The sequence below is a fragment of the Bacillus sp. FSL K6-6038 genome (assembly GCF_038050455.1).
GTDB classification, from domain to species: domain Bacteria; phylum Bacillota; class Bacilli; order Bacillales; family Bacillaceae_G; genus Bacillus_A; species Bacillus_A pseudomycoides.
In genome coordinates this window covers 2,850,617-2,867,939 of record NZ_JBBOUH010000001.1, presented here as the reverse complement: position 1 = coordinate 2,867,939, position 17,323 = coordinate 2,850,617, and the positions used below count along the sequence as shown (strand labels likewise).

Below are 17,323 nucleotides of genomic sequence, written 5' to 3'. Positions count from 1 at the left end.
AGAAATTTATTCAAAAGCAAAAGTTATTGATGTACAAGCAATTATATTTAACCATCCCTGTAAAAAAAGTTTCTCAACATAAATCGTTGATTATTATATTTAAAATTCAGAAAAGATAAAATATAATAAAAGTATGAACTGGTTATGTCCAAACCAATCTCCTGTTTTATGCCAATATGTTTGAGACCGAGAAATCGGTCTTCTTTTTTTTGTTTATAATTATAAATACTGTCATATAAACAAGGTTTTCTACGTCCTTTGTCGAATTTTTAGAAGAGAATTTGAAAGGGGGATTACAATGAACTTAAAAATGAAATATGTCATTTTATATGTGGAGCGATATGAAGAATGTCTTCGGTTTTATAAAGATCTTTTATGCTTACCGATAAAAGGCGAACATGGTACATACATTGAGTTTGATACCGGAGCAACAATTTTAGCGATGAATAGTAGAGAGGATGTACGAGAGTTAACGGGATTATCAATTCCAAAGGGTGAATCAGAATCCTCTAATTTTGAAATTGGATTTGTTGTGGAGGATGTTAACGAAACGATTTCGGGATTAAGAGAAAAAGGTGTAAAGGTATTAGTGGAGCCAATAACGAAACCATGGGGGCAAACCATTGCTTATGTGTCTGATCCAGATGGTAATTACATAGAAATTTGTAACTCATTAGAGTAGAGGGAGAAAAGAGAATGGGATTTCCAATCTTAGAAACTGAGCGTTTAAAATTACGGGAATTAACATTATTAGACGCTGAAACAATGTTTTATTATTTTGAGAAGGCATCTGTTATCCGTTACTTTGGTATGGACTCTTTTCAAAATATGGAACAAGTGAAAAATACGATTCAAACTTTTAGAAAAAGGTATGAAGAGGGAAATGTTTTACGCTGGGGGATAGAGCTAAAAGGAACAAATCAATTAATTGGTACATTTGGATTTCATTTAATCAATCCAAATCATAAGAGAGCCGAAATTGGCTATGAATTAGATGATACGTATTGGGGAAAAGGGTATGCATCTGAGGCTTTACAGGCAATTCTTACATATGGATTTGAAACACTACAGCTAATAAGGATTGCAGCAGTTGTTTATACAGAAAATGAGGCTTCACATCGATTACTGAAAAGAGCTGGTTTTCAGGAAGAAGGATTACTTCGAAAATATATGATTCAAAATGGTGTAGCTCATGATACTGTAATCTATTCATTATTAGAAGAAGAGTGGAAAAGATAATGAATTCAAACGAATTAGTAAAAGTGATTGCTGAAAATACAAGTAATCGTTTTATTCTAGGTATAGATGGTCTGAGTCGTTCGGGAAAAACAACATTAGTCAAGCAGCTAGAAGACGAATTGAAACAAAAAGATATTCCATTTCATATTTTTCATATTGATGATCATATTGTGGAGCGCAATAAGCGCTATGATACTGGATATGAAGAGTGGTATGAGTATTATCAATTACAATGGAATGTTGAATGGTTGCGGCAATATTTTTTTCATAAATTAAGAATCGAAAATCAACTAAACCTTCCGTTCTATAATCATCAAACGGATTCCTATGAAATGAGAGAGGTAATTATACCTAAGCCTTGTGTAATCGTAATAGAAGGTGTCTTTATCCAGCGGAAAGAATGGCGAGCATACTTTGACTATATGGTATATTTGGATTGCCCAAGGGAACAAAGGTTTCTTCGTGAAAGTGAGGAGATACAAAAAAATCGTCCGAAGTTTGAACGAAGATATTGGAAAGCGGAAGATTTTTATTTGAGGACGGAATTTCCGAAGCGGAGGGCTGATCTAGTTTTAAATGGATAGAGCCATCAATCTAAAAATGAGAAATATCTTAAAACGGGAATTAGCACATTTTCAACCTAATAATTCCATTATAGTTATATATAGAATTATTCATTATGGAATTTAGTTTAAGTGAGGTTTATATTATATGATTCGATTAATTATGGAAAGAGATGCAGAATCCTTTTTAGAATTATGCGAAAAAATTGATGGAGAAACGGAATTTATGTTATTTGAGGAAGGGGAAAGAGCTACTACAATTGAACAACAACAAAATTTTATCAACAAAATATCTCAATCTCCTAATTCAGCTATTTTTGTTGCTGAGATTGAAGATAAATTAGTAGGATATTTGATGGCAATTGGTAGTAAGCCTAAAAGAATTAGACATAGTGTTTATATTGTTGCTGGTGTAGCACATGAAAATAGCGGAAAAGGAATTGGGACCCAGTTATTTAAAGAACTTGAAAACTGGGCAAAAACTATTGGTGTAATTAGATTAGAGTTGACGGTAAGGATAAATAATACATCAGCAATTTCTTTATATAAGAAACTGGGTTATGAGATTGAGGGGATAAAAAGAGCTTCTTGTATTATTGATGGAAACTTAGTTGATAGTTATTATATGTCTAAGATTTTGAAATACATGTAAAATGAAATTTTTCTAAACATTCATTTTTAAAAATGGGTTTATTTTAGAAGTTGTGCTATTAAACTAACGATGCAGGTTAGTAAATGAAGAGACAAAGAAGTTATTATGCTACTTTTTAAATAAAAGTGTTCTTGTAAATTGAGAGTGTAAGGGGAAAGCAGGATGCTAGAAAATCGTGTTAGGTTGAATGGAGGATTTAATAACGACGTTTTTTATATTAAAGAGAAAGAAAGGGTAGTTAGAATTTCTGATAAGAGTAAAACAAAGGAGATGGTTTTACAAGAAATAGAGTGGATGAATTTTTTATATAAAAAAGGTGTACTTGTACCTAAGCCAGTAATTCCTTTAGAGTGTGAGGAAGAACGGGTTAAAACATATTTTGAATTTATTAAGGGCAATCAAATTGATGTTACAAATAAATCCCACTGGAATGAAAAGATTTTTAAAAAACTCGGTAAAAATTTAGGAAGAATGCATGCGCTATCCAAAGAATTTAAATTACAAACAATACAACGTCCTGAATGGAAAGTTGAAAGTCCTGATGTCTTTAATCTTAGAAGAAAGTTAGATCCATGGATTAAGGAAAAATATGAAAAGTTGGTACACAGTCTAACTTCATATATTATTACGCCTGATACTTTCGGACTTATTCATAATGACTACCATCAAGGAAACTTAATTATTAATGAGGAAGGTTGTATAACCACAATTGACTTTGATGAATGCGCATTTAATTGGTACGCTCAAGATATTGCAGTAGCTTTCTATCATGCTTATTGGCAACATAGTTCCTTCAATGGCAATACACATTCCTTTTGTGATATATTTATGAGTAATTTTTTTGCAGGATATAAAACAGAAAATATGCTTCATAAGGATATAATTATACAAATTCCTATTTTCTTAAAAATAAGAGAGATTTATTTGTATCAATTATTCATACAAAAATGGGATATGAATAATTTAGAAGAATGGCAAGCATACACCTTACATAGCTTAGAAGACAAAATCAAGAATCAAGTGCCATATGCAGGTATTAATGATTTTTCTATTTTTTTATAGGATGTCTCAATATGTACATTACATTTTATTAATGCACTAACGGGTGCTTTTCTTGAATATGCGACAAATATTATTCATCACCCTAAGTCTATTAAAAATCAAAAATCCCAACTTTTTATCTAGAAAGTAGTTTTTTTGTAAAAGGATTTGCCTTTTTCTTAAAGCACTACACCAAATTAAAGAAGATGGTATAGTATTGGAATATCATCTTCTTTAATTTCTTTGTATAATAAAAGAATATTTCGATATTTGATTAATTAATAAAAGGTAAGTGTTAAGGAGGAACTGGAAATGACGGATTCGTTTAGAATATATACTAGCATGTCACGCTGTTTAAACTTTATGATTTATATTCAAAATATTTATCTTAATCAAAAAGAGGAAAAAGAAAACATGAGGTTTCCTTATATAGCAAGAAAATTAAATTTCTCCAATGATTTTGAAGTGAACTTTAAAGAATTATGGAGCACGCTTCGTAAGCAAATCGCTAATGAAAAAAATGAAATGCAGACTTTTTACGAGGGGAATTATAGATTTTATGAACAGCTATTTGAAGCAGATTTATCTAATGAGGAATCATTTAAGGAAATTGTTCGTGGCTTTGAAGTATGGTGGACAAGCTTAGCAGGTGGCTTCTCATTAGAACGTTCTGTCGATGAGTATGGACAACAGCTTTATAATGATTTGGTTTTGTATCTTGAACAAAACCAAATAGAGCCTTTAAAGCAATTGTATATTAGTTTAATTTATGACGAATGTGTACTAGTAGATGAAGAAAATATTTCTCCTTACTCTGCCATTTTACCTACTCAAAATTTTTTTATGAATTATAAAGATATGGTTATTAAATTATCGAAATGTTTTAATGAAGCTTAAAAAGGGTGATTATTAATTATTGGCTTTCCGAAAATGAAACAACTTTATTATCTCTGCACAATAAATAGAAAAGAGACGCATGAATTCATAAATTGCATCTATGCGTCTTTTTGTTTAAGAATTCGATAAAAACAGAAGATAAAATATGGTATTTATAGAATTTAATACGTAACAAAATAAGGAGAGATACAATGGACGTCTTACATGTAACAAGTAGAAGAAGGGAAACGTATGACGTTCAAGTAAAGCATTCGATACTTTTCGAATGCGTTCTTGGAATTGCAGCCATTACGAATGCTAGACTGATGGATACGTTAGAAAAATCTCAAAGTGAATGAGAAGAGATAAGACAATCAGTAATGGGGAAATCTTTATCTTTATAGAATAATTAGAAATTTATGTTATGGTATTATAAAAGTTTCGGAGGGGAAAAGGATGAAAGGAAATAAAAAGGAGATACAAATAAACGACAAAGTGATTCGTTATACACATATAGAAATGGGTTTCAAAAAGATTTGCTTTATGTTTTCAGGTTCAGGTTACAATTACGATAAACCCTTGTTTTATTATTCGACGATGTTAATGCTCCAAAACAAAATCGATATTGTCCATATCCATTACTCTTATGATGAGAAAACAATGAAAAAAACGATTGAAGAAATAACAAAAATAATGATGGATGATATTAATCCTGTGATTTTAGATGTTTTAAAAAATGGGCAATACAACAATTCGATTTTTTTAGGAAAATCACTCGGAACAATTCCAATTGCGAATGACTTAATGAAGAGAGATGAATTCTTAAAGTCAAAAATGATTTTATTCACCCCTCTAATAAATTTTGATTCGATTTTTGACTCAATCTTGAATAGTCATCATGAAGGGCTTTTAGTTATCGGGGATAAAGACCATTATTACAATGCAAATCAAATTGACCAATTAAGTAAGTCAAATGTAACGATTGATGTTATCCAAAATGCAAATCATTCCTTGAATGTTGGAGAATTTGAAACAAGAAATTCAATTTTAGCTTTATCAAGGGTAATGGAAAAACTCCAAGAAACCGTTAGGGCAAATTATTGATAAATTGACATTATCAAAAGTTCACTAATTTGGGTGCTAATTTAATTGCTAAAATAAATGCAAGAGAGGTGCTAATTGCACCTCTTTTTACATGGACGTTTTTAATTTTCATTTCAAATCCGATCCCGTTATGGAAAAAAGTGGCGTTTTCTATTGGGTTAAGAAAGGTATTTAGAAAAAGATATGAAGAAGGAAGTGTTATTCGCTGGGGGATCGAATTAAAAGAAACGAATCCATTAATTGGTACATGTGGAGTTCATTTAATCAATCAAAATCATAAGCGGGCTGAGGTTGATTATGAACTAGATGATACATATTGGGGAAAAGGCTATGCATCTGAGGCATTGCAAGCAATTCTTACATATGGATTTGAAACAATGCAGTTCATAAGAATCGTCCGAAGTTTGAACGAAGATATTGGGAAGCGGAGGATTTATAATTGAAAAAGGAATGCCAAAGCAAAATGCTGATGTAGTTATAAAAGGATTGCTCTTAATAATGAATATAATAATAGTTTCTAAAAAGCTAGCAAATGCTAGCTTTTTTTGTATTTATGATATCTATACCTTTTTAATACGACGAGACATAATACCAATTTTTCTCGATTTTCGTGATTTCTTTAAATTCGCTATTAAAATCAGATTTGTTTGGTTTTACATCATTTGGTGCATAAATAAATCCTGAAAAATTATCCAATATACCTCGGTAAGTAAAAAAGAAAACTAAAATACCATTTTCGCCATGTTGTATTCGTACATCTCCACCGCCTTTTGAAGTAGTTGCAAATTGTTTAGGTAAGTGAATTTGTCTATTATCATGATTAACATTAGGAGTTAATTCTTTGTGATTGATAAGCTCTACAACTTCTGTACGGTTTTCTTTGTGGATTATAAAATCTAACTTTAGATAGATTAGTGTAAATGGCGTGCACAGCCAAAAAACTATTATTATTATTTGAATAACAAATGGTTTCCAATTTTTATATTTGATTACATGTATAATCGTAAGAATAAACATTACGAAAAACCATCCATGGATTGTTAATGATAAAAATGGCATAGCGAAAGGTGTAAGTAATTCTACTAAATACCATTGTAAAAAATGATAAAGGATAAGAATGAGACCGCTTGTTATTGTAATTTTTGTTAAGTTTTTATTCATATTCTGTATGCCCTTTCAATTCCGAAAAACATAATTTTAGTGGGAATCTTATGAATTATTCTATTTCTATTGTATTATATTATAAATTAAATATACAGTAAAAAAAGATAGATAAGGAAGAAATACTTTCTGCCTTATCTATCTTTTTGTTTTTATATACAGTGTAATATCTTGAAAATAATGTCATTAGCAAATGGTTTATGAATTTTCTTGAACTGTAGTGCAAGAATTAAATTCATGCGTTTTTTTCTTGAATTACTTAAAATTCTGAAATTATAGAAGGGTAAATTCGATATTTATAGAATTTAAAATAATAACAAAAAAAGGAGGGATACAATGGAAGTCTTACATTTAACAAGTAGAAAACGAGAAACATATAACGTTCAAGTAAAGTATTCGATACTTTTCGAATGTGCACTTGGAATTGCGGCAATTACGAATACGAGGCTGATTGATACGTTAGAAAAATCTCCAAGTGAGTGGGGAGAAATTAGACAATCATTATCAGTGGAAATGTTAGAGCAGTTACATTTCGTGGAGAAACATAACACGTGGAAAGCGTTGTTACAACTATTATATCAAGAAGATTTTACGAATTTACCTGAGTTTATCCAGTATGTAACCACGTTATCAGAAGAAGATTTAAAGTATATATGCATTCCATTTGTCGGCTATACATATCAAGAAAAAAGAAGGAAGGCAGCAAATGGAGAGATGAAAGCAGTTCAGGACTTAAAAGAGTTAACAAGTAGCAATCCATTTTTTCCTGCTTATATTGATTTCATCTGTAAAGTGGATATAAAAATGCTTAAAGAGCATTTCATTGCAGTGATGACAGGCTGGTATGAAGCTATTATTGAACTGGAAGCAGAAAAGCTATCACTTATACTAAAACAAGACTATGAAACGAAATGTAAAATGAACGAAAAGATGAAGGCCGAAGAATTTGTTGAATGGGCAACAGGCGGTGTTACCTATTCTCCAGAGCCAAGTGTACATCATGTTCTTCTTATTCCACAATACACGTATCGACCTTGGAATATCGAAGCAGATATAGAAGATACAAAAATATTTCATTATCCAATCGCAAATGAAAGTATACATCCAGAAGATCCATATCAGCCAAGTTATTTTTTAGTTCATAAACATAAGGCTTTAGGTGATGAAGCAAGATTGAGAATTGTAAAATTGTTATTTGAAAAAGATCGTACATTGCAGGAGATAACGGAACAATTAAATCTTGGGAAGTCAACAATTCATCATCATTTGAAAATTTTAAGATCTGCGAAGTTAGTTGATATTCAAGATGCAAAGTATATTTTGAAAAAGAAAGCATTAGAGGCTATATCGAAAGAGTTGGAATTCTATTTAAATCATTAATTATGAATTTGTACATCCAAAGGTAAAAGATAAAATAATTTTACTTTTATAGAATATGCACAATAGGAGGAGAACTAAAAAGAAAAGTTGGTGCAAAATGGGGAGAAATATTTTAAAAAATCGATCGTTTTTCTTTATGTGGATTGGTAGCGCGATTTCTGAATTAGGCGGTGCATTTGGTACCCTATGTAATTCCATTCTTATTTATCAATTAACGGGCTCGAAAATGGCCTTAGGAAGTATGTGGCTACTTTACTTTATCCCATCGCTTCTTTTACAGCTTGTCATTGGTCCTTTCATTGATAAGTGGAGCCGGAAATGGATTATGATTGTATCTCAGTGGACACGTGGGCTAGCTTTTTTACTCCCTCTATGTATGATAATCATTGGAAATATAGAAACATGGCATATTTTTGTTGTACAAATAATCGTGGGGCTTATCACCCCATTCTATGTACCAGCCAATCAAGCGATTACACCAACAATTGTATCAAGGGAAGAGCTACAAACAGCGAACGCTTATATTGATGGTATGGTTCGTCTTATGATGTTTTTAGCCCCTGTATTAGGGGGAATTGTTATTGAGTTTATAGGCGTAAAGCTAACTTTATTTTTCGTTTGTTTATTTCTATTTATAAGTGGTACTTTATTGTTATTTATACAGGAACATAGAGTAGCTCAAACTGTTCGTAAAAGTTGGTTAAAGCAATCTATTAAAGGATTTACCTATTATTTCAAACAACCCATTATCGTTTGGTTAGGTATTTTTCTCACATTTGTTCAATTTGGAGTCGGTGTAACGATGGTTATCAACCTTCCATATATAATAGATGAGCTTTCGGCAAGTTATGCTGATTATGGATATTTTATGGCAGGTTTTCCCCTTGGATATGTAATTGGCTCTATACTTGTTGGGAAAGTTCAGTATCATAGTCGACGTCTTCTCATGCTTGGGGCGCTATTGGTAGGAGGAATCACATATATTTCACTAGGCCTAAATCATAGCATCATTTTAGCAGTTATGATTGAAGCTGTAGCGGGCGTATGCATGGCGTTTTTTAATGTCCATAACACGACAATATGCCAGCAAACTGTGCCAAATGATATGATGGGGAAGGTATTTTCGGTACGCTTATTTTTAATAAGGGGTGCGATGCCACTAGGTGTTTTAGTTGGAGGAGTATTGAGTGAGATATGGGGAGTAAGAACGTTATATATATTAATTGGCTCTATCATATGTGTAACTTCTTTAGCTGGAATAGTCCTTCCATATTTTAAATTTCTCAATGAATCGATTCGAGAAAAATCAGCTTAAATCTTTTAATTGAAAATAATTATCAAAATCAATTATAATGAAACAATAATAGAATTAATTGCATACAAAGGGAGTGGGATATATGTTTATCGAAACGAAAACAATTACAGTTAAAGAAGGAACTTCAGATCTTGTTGTTCAACGTTTTTCTGGAGAAGGTATTATTGAAAAATTTGAAGGGTTTATCGACTTAAGTGTTCTTGTTAAAAAGGTGAGAAGAGGGGACGAAGAAGTCGTTGTAATGATTCGCTGGGAATCTGAAGATGCATGGAAAAACTGGGAGACAAGTGAAGAGCATTTAGCTGGGCATAGAGAAAGTCGCGGGAAACCAAAACCAGATCATATTTTGAAATCTGAGCATGCGGTATATTATGTGAAATCATCGAAATCTGCTTATCAGCAGTCTTAATCAAAAAAGGAAATAAATTTTGTGAAATATAAGACATGAAGTGTCATAAAGTTTTTTAATATCAATGTCTTGTTTATAGTATATGAAAAAAGTACATCACACATAGTGGTGTACTTTTTTATTTAATTGGTACGTGTAAATGTTTAAGCAAACACAAATAATATAAAACAGGTTAATAACAAGAGAGAAAGTCCTTTGGAGACTCAATCTTAACTTGCCGTTGATAGGGTATTACCAGTATTTTTGAAAAGATAAGTTAAGCTAAATAGACATGAAATGATAATTTTATCCACATATAGTGTGAATGTACATATCTCCACATGATACAACCTGTTGGACGGCAATGGTAGATTCTATACAAGGAATTGGATATATGAGCACTTGAAAAAGAGAAGCAATTCGTATGTCAAATGTTAAAAGATTGCATACAAGTATCTTGGGATTTTGATGACAGAACTCTTCCGTATGATTTTTAATAGAAAATGGAACAAAAGAAACTTTTATCTTGTCTATATAAAGGAGTCAATTATAAAACATGAGGAAAGGTGTTTATGCTTATTCAAATAAGCTTGAGGTGTTGAGATGGAACATAAGGTTATTGAAAATTGCAATCATGATGAAATTGATAATGTTATAAGAGAACATTGGCAAGACGTATGGAATTATTCATTCATTATTACAAAAGATACACATTTATCAGATGATATAACGCAAGAGGTGTTTATAAAAGTATTTAAAAAGTGGGATTCATTCCGGAATGAGTCCTCTGTTAAGACATGGTTATTAAAAATTACAAGGAATACAGCTTTAAATTATTTAAAGTCCTCCTATTTTAAGAGGATTTCTTTAGTAAGTTTTTTTCGACATGATAAGGAATATCCGTCAGCAGAAAAACAATTTTTACAAAAAGAAACTATGAATGAAGTTTGGGACACCGTATTAAATTTGCCCCAAAAACATCGTGAAGTATTAATACTAGATGCAAAATATGAATTATCTTATGATGAAATTGCTGAAACATTAGACGTGTCTATTGGAACTGTGAAATCTAGGCTACATCGCGCTCGTGCACGAGTTTCAAAAATATTATCGGAGGATGAATTATGAACAATGATAGAAAGCCGGATTGGTATAAAGAATTAAAAGGTGGGCCTATGAAACAGCCTCAAGACGAAGAGGAATTTATTTATAAAATAAAACAATCTATATACCAAAATAGGGAGGAAGGTTTCCCTAAAATTAGAAGGCCATTTCGTATAAAGACATTCACTGTTGCAGCTGTTCTAGTTTTTACGGCTGTGCTGTTTAACTTTCAACAATTCTGGTTTGGAAAAAATGAACCGCCTGTGCAAAGTAGCACTCAAATTGAAGTTAAGATGAAAGATGAATCTAATCAAGATCAATCACTAAAACAATTTATGGATGAATTAAATCAAAACACAAGCTTAAAAAATAAGAACGATTTATATAGAGTATTAGATGAAGAATTTGTTTTTAAGGGAGAAAAGTATAGTAAAAATGAATGGAAGTTTGATGATGATATTTTTCATGATTTACAAGTAGCTCTTGCAATGGGGGGAGAATTTGTGAATGATACGAAAACATTATATAAGATACCAAGTGGATTGGCAGAAAGTAACCAAACGAAGCAAGAACGTTATTTATATGCTACTGTTGTTGGTGAAGAAACAAAAATTTTAACTCAACCAAAACATGATTCACGCGTTTTATATCGGGTATCTAACGAAACTGTAAAAGCATGGATTCCGGAGAAAGTGAAGAATGATGGATATATAAAAATAACTACAATGAATGGTTATACTGGCTACGTAAAAGAAGACCATGTATCAATAGATATCCAGTATTCTTTCATTTTTGAAAAACAAAATGATGGTATGTGGAAAATAAAGAGTATAGATTCTATATGGTAAAAGAGAAAGGTTCACTTTATTGAACCTTTCTCTTTATTTTTTATTCTCTTTTTGGAGAGTATCCCACTCCTTTAAAATTTCCGCTGCAGCAAGTGCTGCACTATTTCTTTCAGAATTACCACCAGGAATAATGACAGAAATAGCAATATGCGGATTTTTAGTAGGGGCATATGAAATAAATAGAGAATGATTTATAACTTTCTCTTGTTCATTCGGCGAACCTGTTATTCCCGTTTTACCAGCAACGTCAAAGGGTAAGTTTTTAATTTCTTGTATGTTTTGACTCATTCCACTTTGTAAAACATTCCAGAATCTTGAAGGATAACGATTTGAACTTTCTAAAATTGGTTTAAATTCTTTTGTTTTTTTATCACCGTTTTCCATAATTGCATTCACGATTTGAGGTTTGTATTTGTCCCCTTTATTTGCAAGAGCAGCCGCATATTGGGCGAGTTGGAGAGTAGTGTGTACTTCATTTGCGCCCCAAGAAGCATTCAATAAAGCAGAAATCCCACTTTCAAAATTACTAGATGCATGTAACTTATATTGTCCGTCTTCTTCAAAGGGCAAATCAATCCCAGTTTTGGAGCGAAGACCGAATTGCTTTAAATAACTCGTCCACACGGTTGCCACTTTTTCTAAATTTCCATTATTTTGATTGAATAATGGAATTGCTACTTTTGCTGTCATAAATGTATTTGATGAGTTAATGATAGCTTGACTCGGTGTAATTTCACCAGTTGGAGTTCCAGCAGCATTGGTGATGTTATTTTGATTATTATACTGAAAGCGACCTTTATCTAAATACGTATCTTCAGGCTGAAAAAGCTTTTCGTTTAACCCAATTAATATAGTAAGCGGCTTTATAGTTGATGCCATATTTACATAGGAATCACCATACTTTAATTTTTGGATTGTTTTATTTTGAGCAAGTAATTGGATGTTTTCTTTTTCAGACGATGATAAAGGTGTATTGAATATATTTGGATCAAAAACTGGCGAGTTAGCCATAGTTAATATTTCTCCTGTTTTAACATCTATCACCACAGCATAACCAGCAGTAGCATCAGGGGTTTTCTGAATTTGGGATCTTAGTGCTTTTTCAGTTTTTTGCTGAAGTTTATAGTCTAGTGCTAGCTGAATATCTTTTCCTCTTTGAGGACTTTGTATGTTCCATAAGAACTTTTTATTTTTTATTTTAAAAGTGAGAGTTTTTCCTGGTTTCCCTTTTAAATCGTTTTCATATTGAAGTTCAATTCCGTTTTTACCAACAGGAACATAATTAGAATCCGAGTTATTTTTTTCATAGTCAACATACCCAATTACTTGTGAAGCAATTTCATGATGTGGATAAACACGTATCCACTCATTTTTTACTTTTATATTTTTGAAGTTGTTTTCGTTTATAAATGCGAATTCTTTATCATTTAAGTTTGCATGTAATCGTATTTCATTTTTATCATGATGTTTACAAGATTTTTGTAATTGTGAATTTATATCATCTACTGAAATCTTATGGTTAAACTTGGATGAAAACTGATTTAGAAAACTTGATATCTTCGCTACTTCTTGATCGGCTGGACAATCAATATTATAGACATAATACAAAGATTTTACTTTTTTATTTGTGGCTAGTATGACTCCATTTTGGTCAATAATTTTTCCTCTTTCAGCTGCAGAAGTTTTGATAGTAAACGAAATAAAACTCGTTTTGAATAAAAACATCAAAATAACTCCTAAAATGAATAAAACTGCTAAAATTATCCACCTCTTTGATTTTTTATGTAACATAAAATCCTCCCTTACCCAGATTCTATTCTATATTAAAATTTATTATTTTTTTTGTAAATGTGGGAACAACTTTATCATTTGGATTGTCTATTAAGTGTAGTAGCGCTTTTAGAGAAGTAAGCTGCTAGGAAAGGAGCAATGAAAATGAAAAAGAAACTGATATTAAAAGTAGGTCTATGCGCAAGTATATTAGGGATTAGCCAATTTGCCAGTTCAATATTTCCAGTACAAGCTGCCGAAAAAGTAGAGCAAATAAAAAATAAAGATCAAGAGAAAGATGTATCCATTTCACAATTGTATCCAAAGGTCTGGATGCATACAAGCATTGGAGTGGTAAATGGAACACGTATTCCTGCAAATGGTTTAATTCTTGAAACGTCTAAAGGACTAGTACTAATTGATACACCTTGGAATGATGATCTTACAGATCAACTGCTTCAAATACTAAAAAAGCAATTTCCTACAAAAGAGGTCACAGAAGCAATTGTGACTCATGCTCATGACGATCGTATAGGAGGAATTAAAACGCTGACTAAAAAAGGCGTCAAGGTACACAGTACGGCTTTAACTGCTGATTTAGCAGAGAAACAAGGTTTTGATAAGCCTCTTGGAGACTTGAAGAAACGCGATAATATGCGATTTGGTGATATAAACGTGGAAACATTTTATCCAGGAAAAGGACATACACAAGATAACATAACAGTATGGTTACCAAAGTATAAAATCCTATTTGGAGGATGTTTAATAAAATCACTAGATACGCAAGAGATTGTACAAACTCCAGGTTCATATGTATCTAATTGGTCAAAGGCAATTAAAAAAGTAGAAAAGAAATACAGCGATATAAATATTATTGTACCAGGACATGGAGATCCCGGAGATAGTCGTTTATTTACTCATACGTTGAACTTGTTAAAAAATAATGAAAATTAATAGGGTGTGACGGCCACGTAATATAGAGGAATAGCCTAATTTTTGTTTTAGATATATTAATAAAAAATAAGGGGAACTGCTTATGATTGAATGCAGTTTCTCTTATTCTTTATCCCGCATTAACGGGTAGTAAGTCCCCAACTTAAGGGTCAGAGAGAAACGAGGAAGAGAGGTTGGGGATAACTGCCCGTAAAAGCCCGGTTAGTGAGGGCTAACCATCAGTGAGGGATGAAGAAAACGCCCACTGATGGAAGTTTCACTTTATGTAAATAGAGGAACGATTCCATTTTCATCTATTCAATTCATTAATTGAATGAACCGCTACCTTTTAGTTTTCTTTGTATAAAGATCGAATAACACATATGCGTGAATTTGTATATGAAACTGTAATCTGAATGAAACTCATTAAAAAATGGAGGATATATGAAAAAGCAAACAGGAAAGAAGCAGAAGACATCGATATCTATCCGATTAAACATCCTATTTTTTTGCGTATTTATACTATTTTCGGCTATTATTTTTCAGCTAGGAAAAGTACAAATTGTTGATGGAGAGACCTATAAAAATCAAGTAGAAAAAAATGAAAATGCAACAACGAGTATACCAGTTCCCCGTGGGAAAATTTATGATCGAGAAGGGAAACAGGTTGTTGATAATAGAGCACTTCGTACGATTACGTATACAAGATTGAAGGGTGTAAGCTCTGAAGACATTTTAAAAACTGCAAAAGATATTGCAAATATACTTGAAATATCAGAAGAAGAAATAAATAAATTAACGGAAGTAGATAAAAAAGATTTTTGGATGCAATTAAATAAAAAGCGTGCTAAAGCAAAGATCACGAAGCAAGAAGAGGGAAAATTTAGAGAAAAGGGTATAGAAGGGAAAGAGTTAGACAAAAGAATCGAAGAGTTAAGACGAAAACGCATTACAGAAGAAGAATTAGGAGAGCTCACGCCACAAGACTTACAAGTATTAGTTATTAAAAGTAAAATGAGTTCTGGTTATCAAATGACACCACAAGTTATAAAAAAAGACGTGACAGAGCAAGAGTATACGAGGATAAGTGAAAATTTAGCGAAATTTCCAGGGATAGATGCGACAGTTGATTGGGAACGAAACTATGTAAATGGTGATTTATTCCGTTCGGTATTAGGTAATATAACAAGTGCTGAAGAAGGGTTGCCAAAAGAACACTTAGATTCTTATTTGGTCCGCGGATATAATCGGAACGATCGCGTGGGGAAAAGTTATATTGAACAGCGATATGAAGATGTATTACATGGAACAAAAGAAGAAGTTAAAAATAATATTGATAAAGCAGGAAATGTTGTTCAAACGGAAACAGTCTCTAAAGGAAAAAGTGGTAACAATTTAACTTTAACAATTGATATGGAGTTACAAAAGAAAGTAGAAGAAAGTATAGAAAAAAATTTAAAAGCTTTTAAGAGTTCTGAACCATTAATGGATCGTGCTTTTGTTGTCATGATGGATCCAAAAACTGGACAACTTTTATCTATGGCTGGTAAGAGATTTGTAGAAAAAGATGGGAAAGTAGAAGTAGAAGATTTTGCATTAGGTAACATGGTAACTTCTTATGAGTTAGGATCAGCTGTAAAAGGTGCTACTTTATTAACTGGATACCAAACAGGAGCTATACAACCAGGGACTCAATTTTATGATGCACCTATGAAGTTTAAAGGTACGAGAGTTAAAAAATCATGGAATGTATCTGGATTTGGGAATATTAATGATTTAAGAGCTTTACAAGTATCATCTAATGTATACATGTTTCATACAGCGTTACAAATAGCTGGAGTGAATTATGTACCAAATAGTTCATTGGATATTAAACAAGCAGCATTTGATACAATGCGTTATTATTTTAAACAATTTGGTTTAGGGGTTCCAACAGGAATTAATTTACCGAATGAAATAACTGGACAAACAAGACAAAAAGATAGCCAACCTGGATTTTTATTAGATTTTTCTATTGGACAGTATGATACGTATACACCACTACAATTGGCACAATATATTTCAACTATTGCAAATGATGGATACCGAATGCAACCTCAAATTGTCCAAGAGATTCGAGAACAAACAACAAAAAAAGAAGAAATTGGAAAAGTTGTACAATCTATAGAACCTGTTGTGTTAAATCGAGTGGATGTGAAATCGGAATATATTGATCGAGTAAAAGAAGGGTTTAGATGGGTATTTCAAGAAGGCGATGGAACTGGTGTGAAATATTTCCAAAAGGCTCCATATAAACCAGCTGGGAAAACAGGAACAGCTCAAACAGTATATGGAGGAGATAGTAAAATTGGAAGGAATGAGAAGGGAGAACGTATTGAGTGTTACAATTTAACATTAGTTGGATATGCTCCATATGATAATCCAGAAATAGCATTTTCTATAGTAGTCCCTTGGGTTCACAATGATAAAGGCGGTATTAATTCATTAATTGGAAAGGATATATTAGATATATACTTTGACTTGAAAAAGCAACGTATGAATGGTGAAGCTACTAATATAGTGAATCCTAATCAGTAATAGTGAAATTTCGTTCTCTGTAGGGAAGGTAATGATTACTAGGATCCAAGTTATATTGTTTATCCAGTTATTCGCGGGCAGTAAGACTCTCACCTCAAATTTCGGCGAAAGCAAACAAGTTTAGGTGGGACTCAATTGTCCGTAAAAGCCTGGTTAGAGCGGGCTTATTAAGGTTGTACTTTATATTAAGAAGCTTTTTGAATAAAACAATTAAGGTGAATTTGTGGAATAGCAGCTAGTATAGTTGCTATTCCACAGGTTTTTAATAATAACTTTGTTACCAAGATATAGAACATTATTAAATCTCAGGTTCATATTAATCAGTAGAAAACGAGCGGATGTACACTATTTATAGCAAGTTACTCATGTAAA

At 32.0% G+C, this 17,323-nt stretch carries 15 protein-coding genes and 3 pseudogenes; 16 read left to right on the top strand and 2 right to left on the bottom strand.

Annotated features, from left to right (window positions below; translation table 11 throughout):
* The first annotated feature begins 298 nt into the window (after positions 1-298).
* From NSQ40_RS14900 to NSQ40_RS14860, 9 genes and pseudogenes are all read left to right on the top strand, one after another.
* A complete protein-coding gene (locus tag NSQ40_RS14900; protein ID WP_003198317.1) occupies positions 299-682 on the top strand; it encodes a VOC family protein in 384 nt (127 codons plus the stop codon).
* 14 nt (positions 683-696) lie between these two features.
* Positions 697-1,239, top strand: coding sequence for a GNAT family N-acetyltransferase (locus NSQ40_RS14895; protein WP_003198320.1), 543 nt, complete (start codon positions 697-699; stop codon positions 1,237-1,239).
* On the top strand, positions 1,239-1,823 hold the full coding sequence (locus NSQ40_RS14890; RefSeq protein ID WP_003207558.1) for a kinase: 585 nt from the start codon (positions 1,239-1,241) through the stop codon (positions 1,821-1,823). The genes NSQ40_RS14895 and NSQ40_RS14890 overlap by 1 nt, the downstream gene beginning before the upstream one ends.
* Before the next feature lie 127 nt (positions 1,824-1,950).
* Complete coding sequence (locus NSQ40_RS14885) at positions 1,951-2,454, top strand: GNAT family N-acetyltransferase (protein WP_018765776.1); 504 nt, start codon at positions 1,951-1,953, stop codon at positions 2,452-2,454.
* Positions 2,455-2,616: 162 nt separating this feature from the next.
* A complete protein-coding gene (locus NSQ40_RS14880) occupies positions 2,617-3,516 on the top strand; it encodes a phosphotransferase enzyme family protein (RefSeq protein ID WP_003198327.1) in 900 nt (299 codons plus the stop codon).
* A gap of 291 nt (positions 3,517-3,807) precedes the next feature.
* Positions 3,808-4,392: a hypothetical protein gene (locus NSQ40_RS14875; protein WP_033797795.1), complete on the top strand. Its 585-nt coding sequence runs from the start codon at positions 3,808-3,810 to the stop codon at positions 4,390-4,392.
* A gap of 191 nt (positions 4,393-4,583) precedes the next feature.
* Positions 4,584-4,727: pseudogene (locus NSQ40_RS14870) on the top strand (ArsR/SmtB family transcription factor); the annotation flags it as partial.
* Between the two features lie 100 nt (positions 4,728-4,827).
* A complete protein-coding gene (locus NSQ40_RS14865) occupies positions 4,828-5,475 on the top strand; it encodes an alpha/beta family hydrolase (RefSeq protein WP_003207429.1) in 648 nt (215 codons plus the stop codon).
* Between the two features lie 164 nt (positions 5,476-5,639).
* Positions 5,640-5,870: pseudogene (locus NSQ40_RS14860) on the top strand (GNAT family N-acetyltransferase); the annotation flags it as partial.
* A 175-nt stretch (positions 5,871-6,045) separates the two neighbouring features.
* Here the strand turns inward: NSQ40_RS14860 and NSQ40_RS14855 are convergent.
* The gene (locus NSQ40_RS14855) at positions 6,046-6,636 is read right to left on the bottom strand and encodes a hypothetical protein (RefSeq protein ID WP_003207433.1); all 591 of its coding nucleotides are present in this window, start codon (positions 6,634-6,636) and stop codon (positions 6,046-6,048) included.
* 336 nt (positions 6,637-6,972) lie between these two features.
* Here NSQ40_RS14855 and NSQ40_RS14850 point away from each other — a divergent pair, with 336 nt between their 5' ends.
* From NSQ40_RS14850 to NSQ40_RS14830, 5 genes are all read left to right on the top strand, one after another.
* Positions 6,973-8,016, top strand: coding sequence for an ArsR/SmtB family transcription factor (locus tag NSQ40_RS14850; RefSeq protein WP_003207435.1), 1,044 nt, complete (start codon positions 6,973-6,975; stop codon positions 8,014-8,016).
* Between the two features lie 97 nt (positions 8,017-8,113).
* Positions 8,114-9,331: an MFS transporter gene (locus NSQ40_RS14845; RefSeq protein WP_003207437.1), complete on the top strand. Its 1,218-nt coding sequence runs from the start codon at positions 8,114-8,116 to the stop codon at positions 9,329-9,331.
* 82 nt (positions 9,332-9,413) lie between these two features.
* Positions 9,414-9,740, top strand: coding sequence for an antibiotic biosynthesis monooxygenase family protein (locus NSQ40_RS14840; protein WP_003207439.1), 327 nt, complete (start codon positions 9,414-9,416; stop codon positions 9,738-9,740).
* Positions 9,741-10,322: 582 nt separating this feature from the next.
* A complete protein-coding gene (locus tag NSQ40_RS14835; RefSeq protein ID WP_003207441.1) occupies positions 10,323-10,847 on the top strand; it encodes an RNA polymerase sigma factor in 525 nt (174 codons plus the stop codon).
* Complete coding sequence (locus NSQ40_RS14830) at positions 10,844-11,671, top strand: SH3 domain-containing protein (protein WP_018765771.1); 828 nt, start codon at positions 10,844-10,846, stop codon at positions 11,669-11,671. Before NSQ40_RS14835 ends, NSQ40_RS14830 begins: the two co-directional genes overlap by 4 nt.
* A gap of 11 nt (positions 11,672-11,682) precedes the next feature.
* Here NSQ40_RS14830 and NSQ40_RS14825 read toward each other — a convergent pair.
* Positions 11,683-13,462, bottom strand: a pseudogene (locus NSQ40_RS14825) (peptidoglycan D,D-transpeptidase FtsI family protein).
* Positions 13,463-13,606: 144 nt separating this feature from the next.
* Here NSQ40_RS14825 and bla point away from each other — a divergent pair.
* Both bla and NSQ40_RS14815 read left to right on the top strand, forming a co-directional pair.
* A complete protein-coding gene (bla, locus tag NSQ40_RS14820) occupies positions 13,607-14,395 on the top strand; it encodes a subclass B1 metallo-beta-lactamase (RefSeq protein ID WP_018765769.1) in 789 nt (262 codons plus the stop codon).
* 423 nt (positions 14,396-14,818) lie between these two features.
* Positions 14,819-16,951, top strand: a complete 2,133-nt coding sequence (locus NSQ40_RS14815) for a peptidoglycan D,D-transpeptidase FtsI family protein (RefSeq protein ID WP_003207445.1) — start codon at positions 14,819-14,821, stop codon at positions 16,949-16,951.
* Positions 16,952-17,323 lie beyond the last annotated feature (372 nt).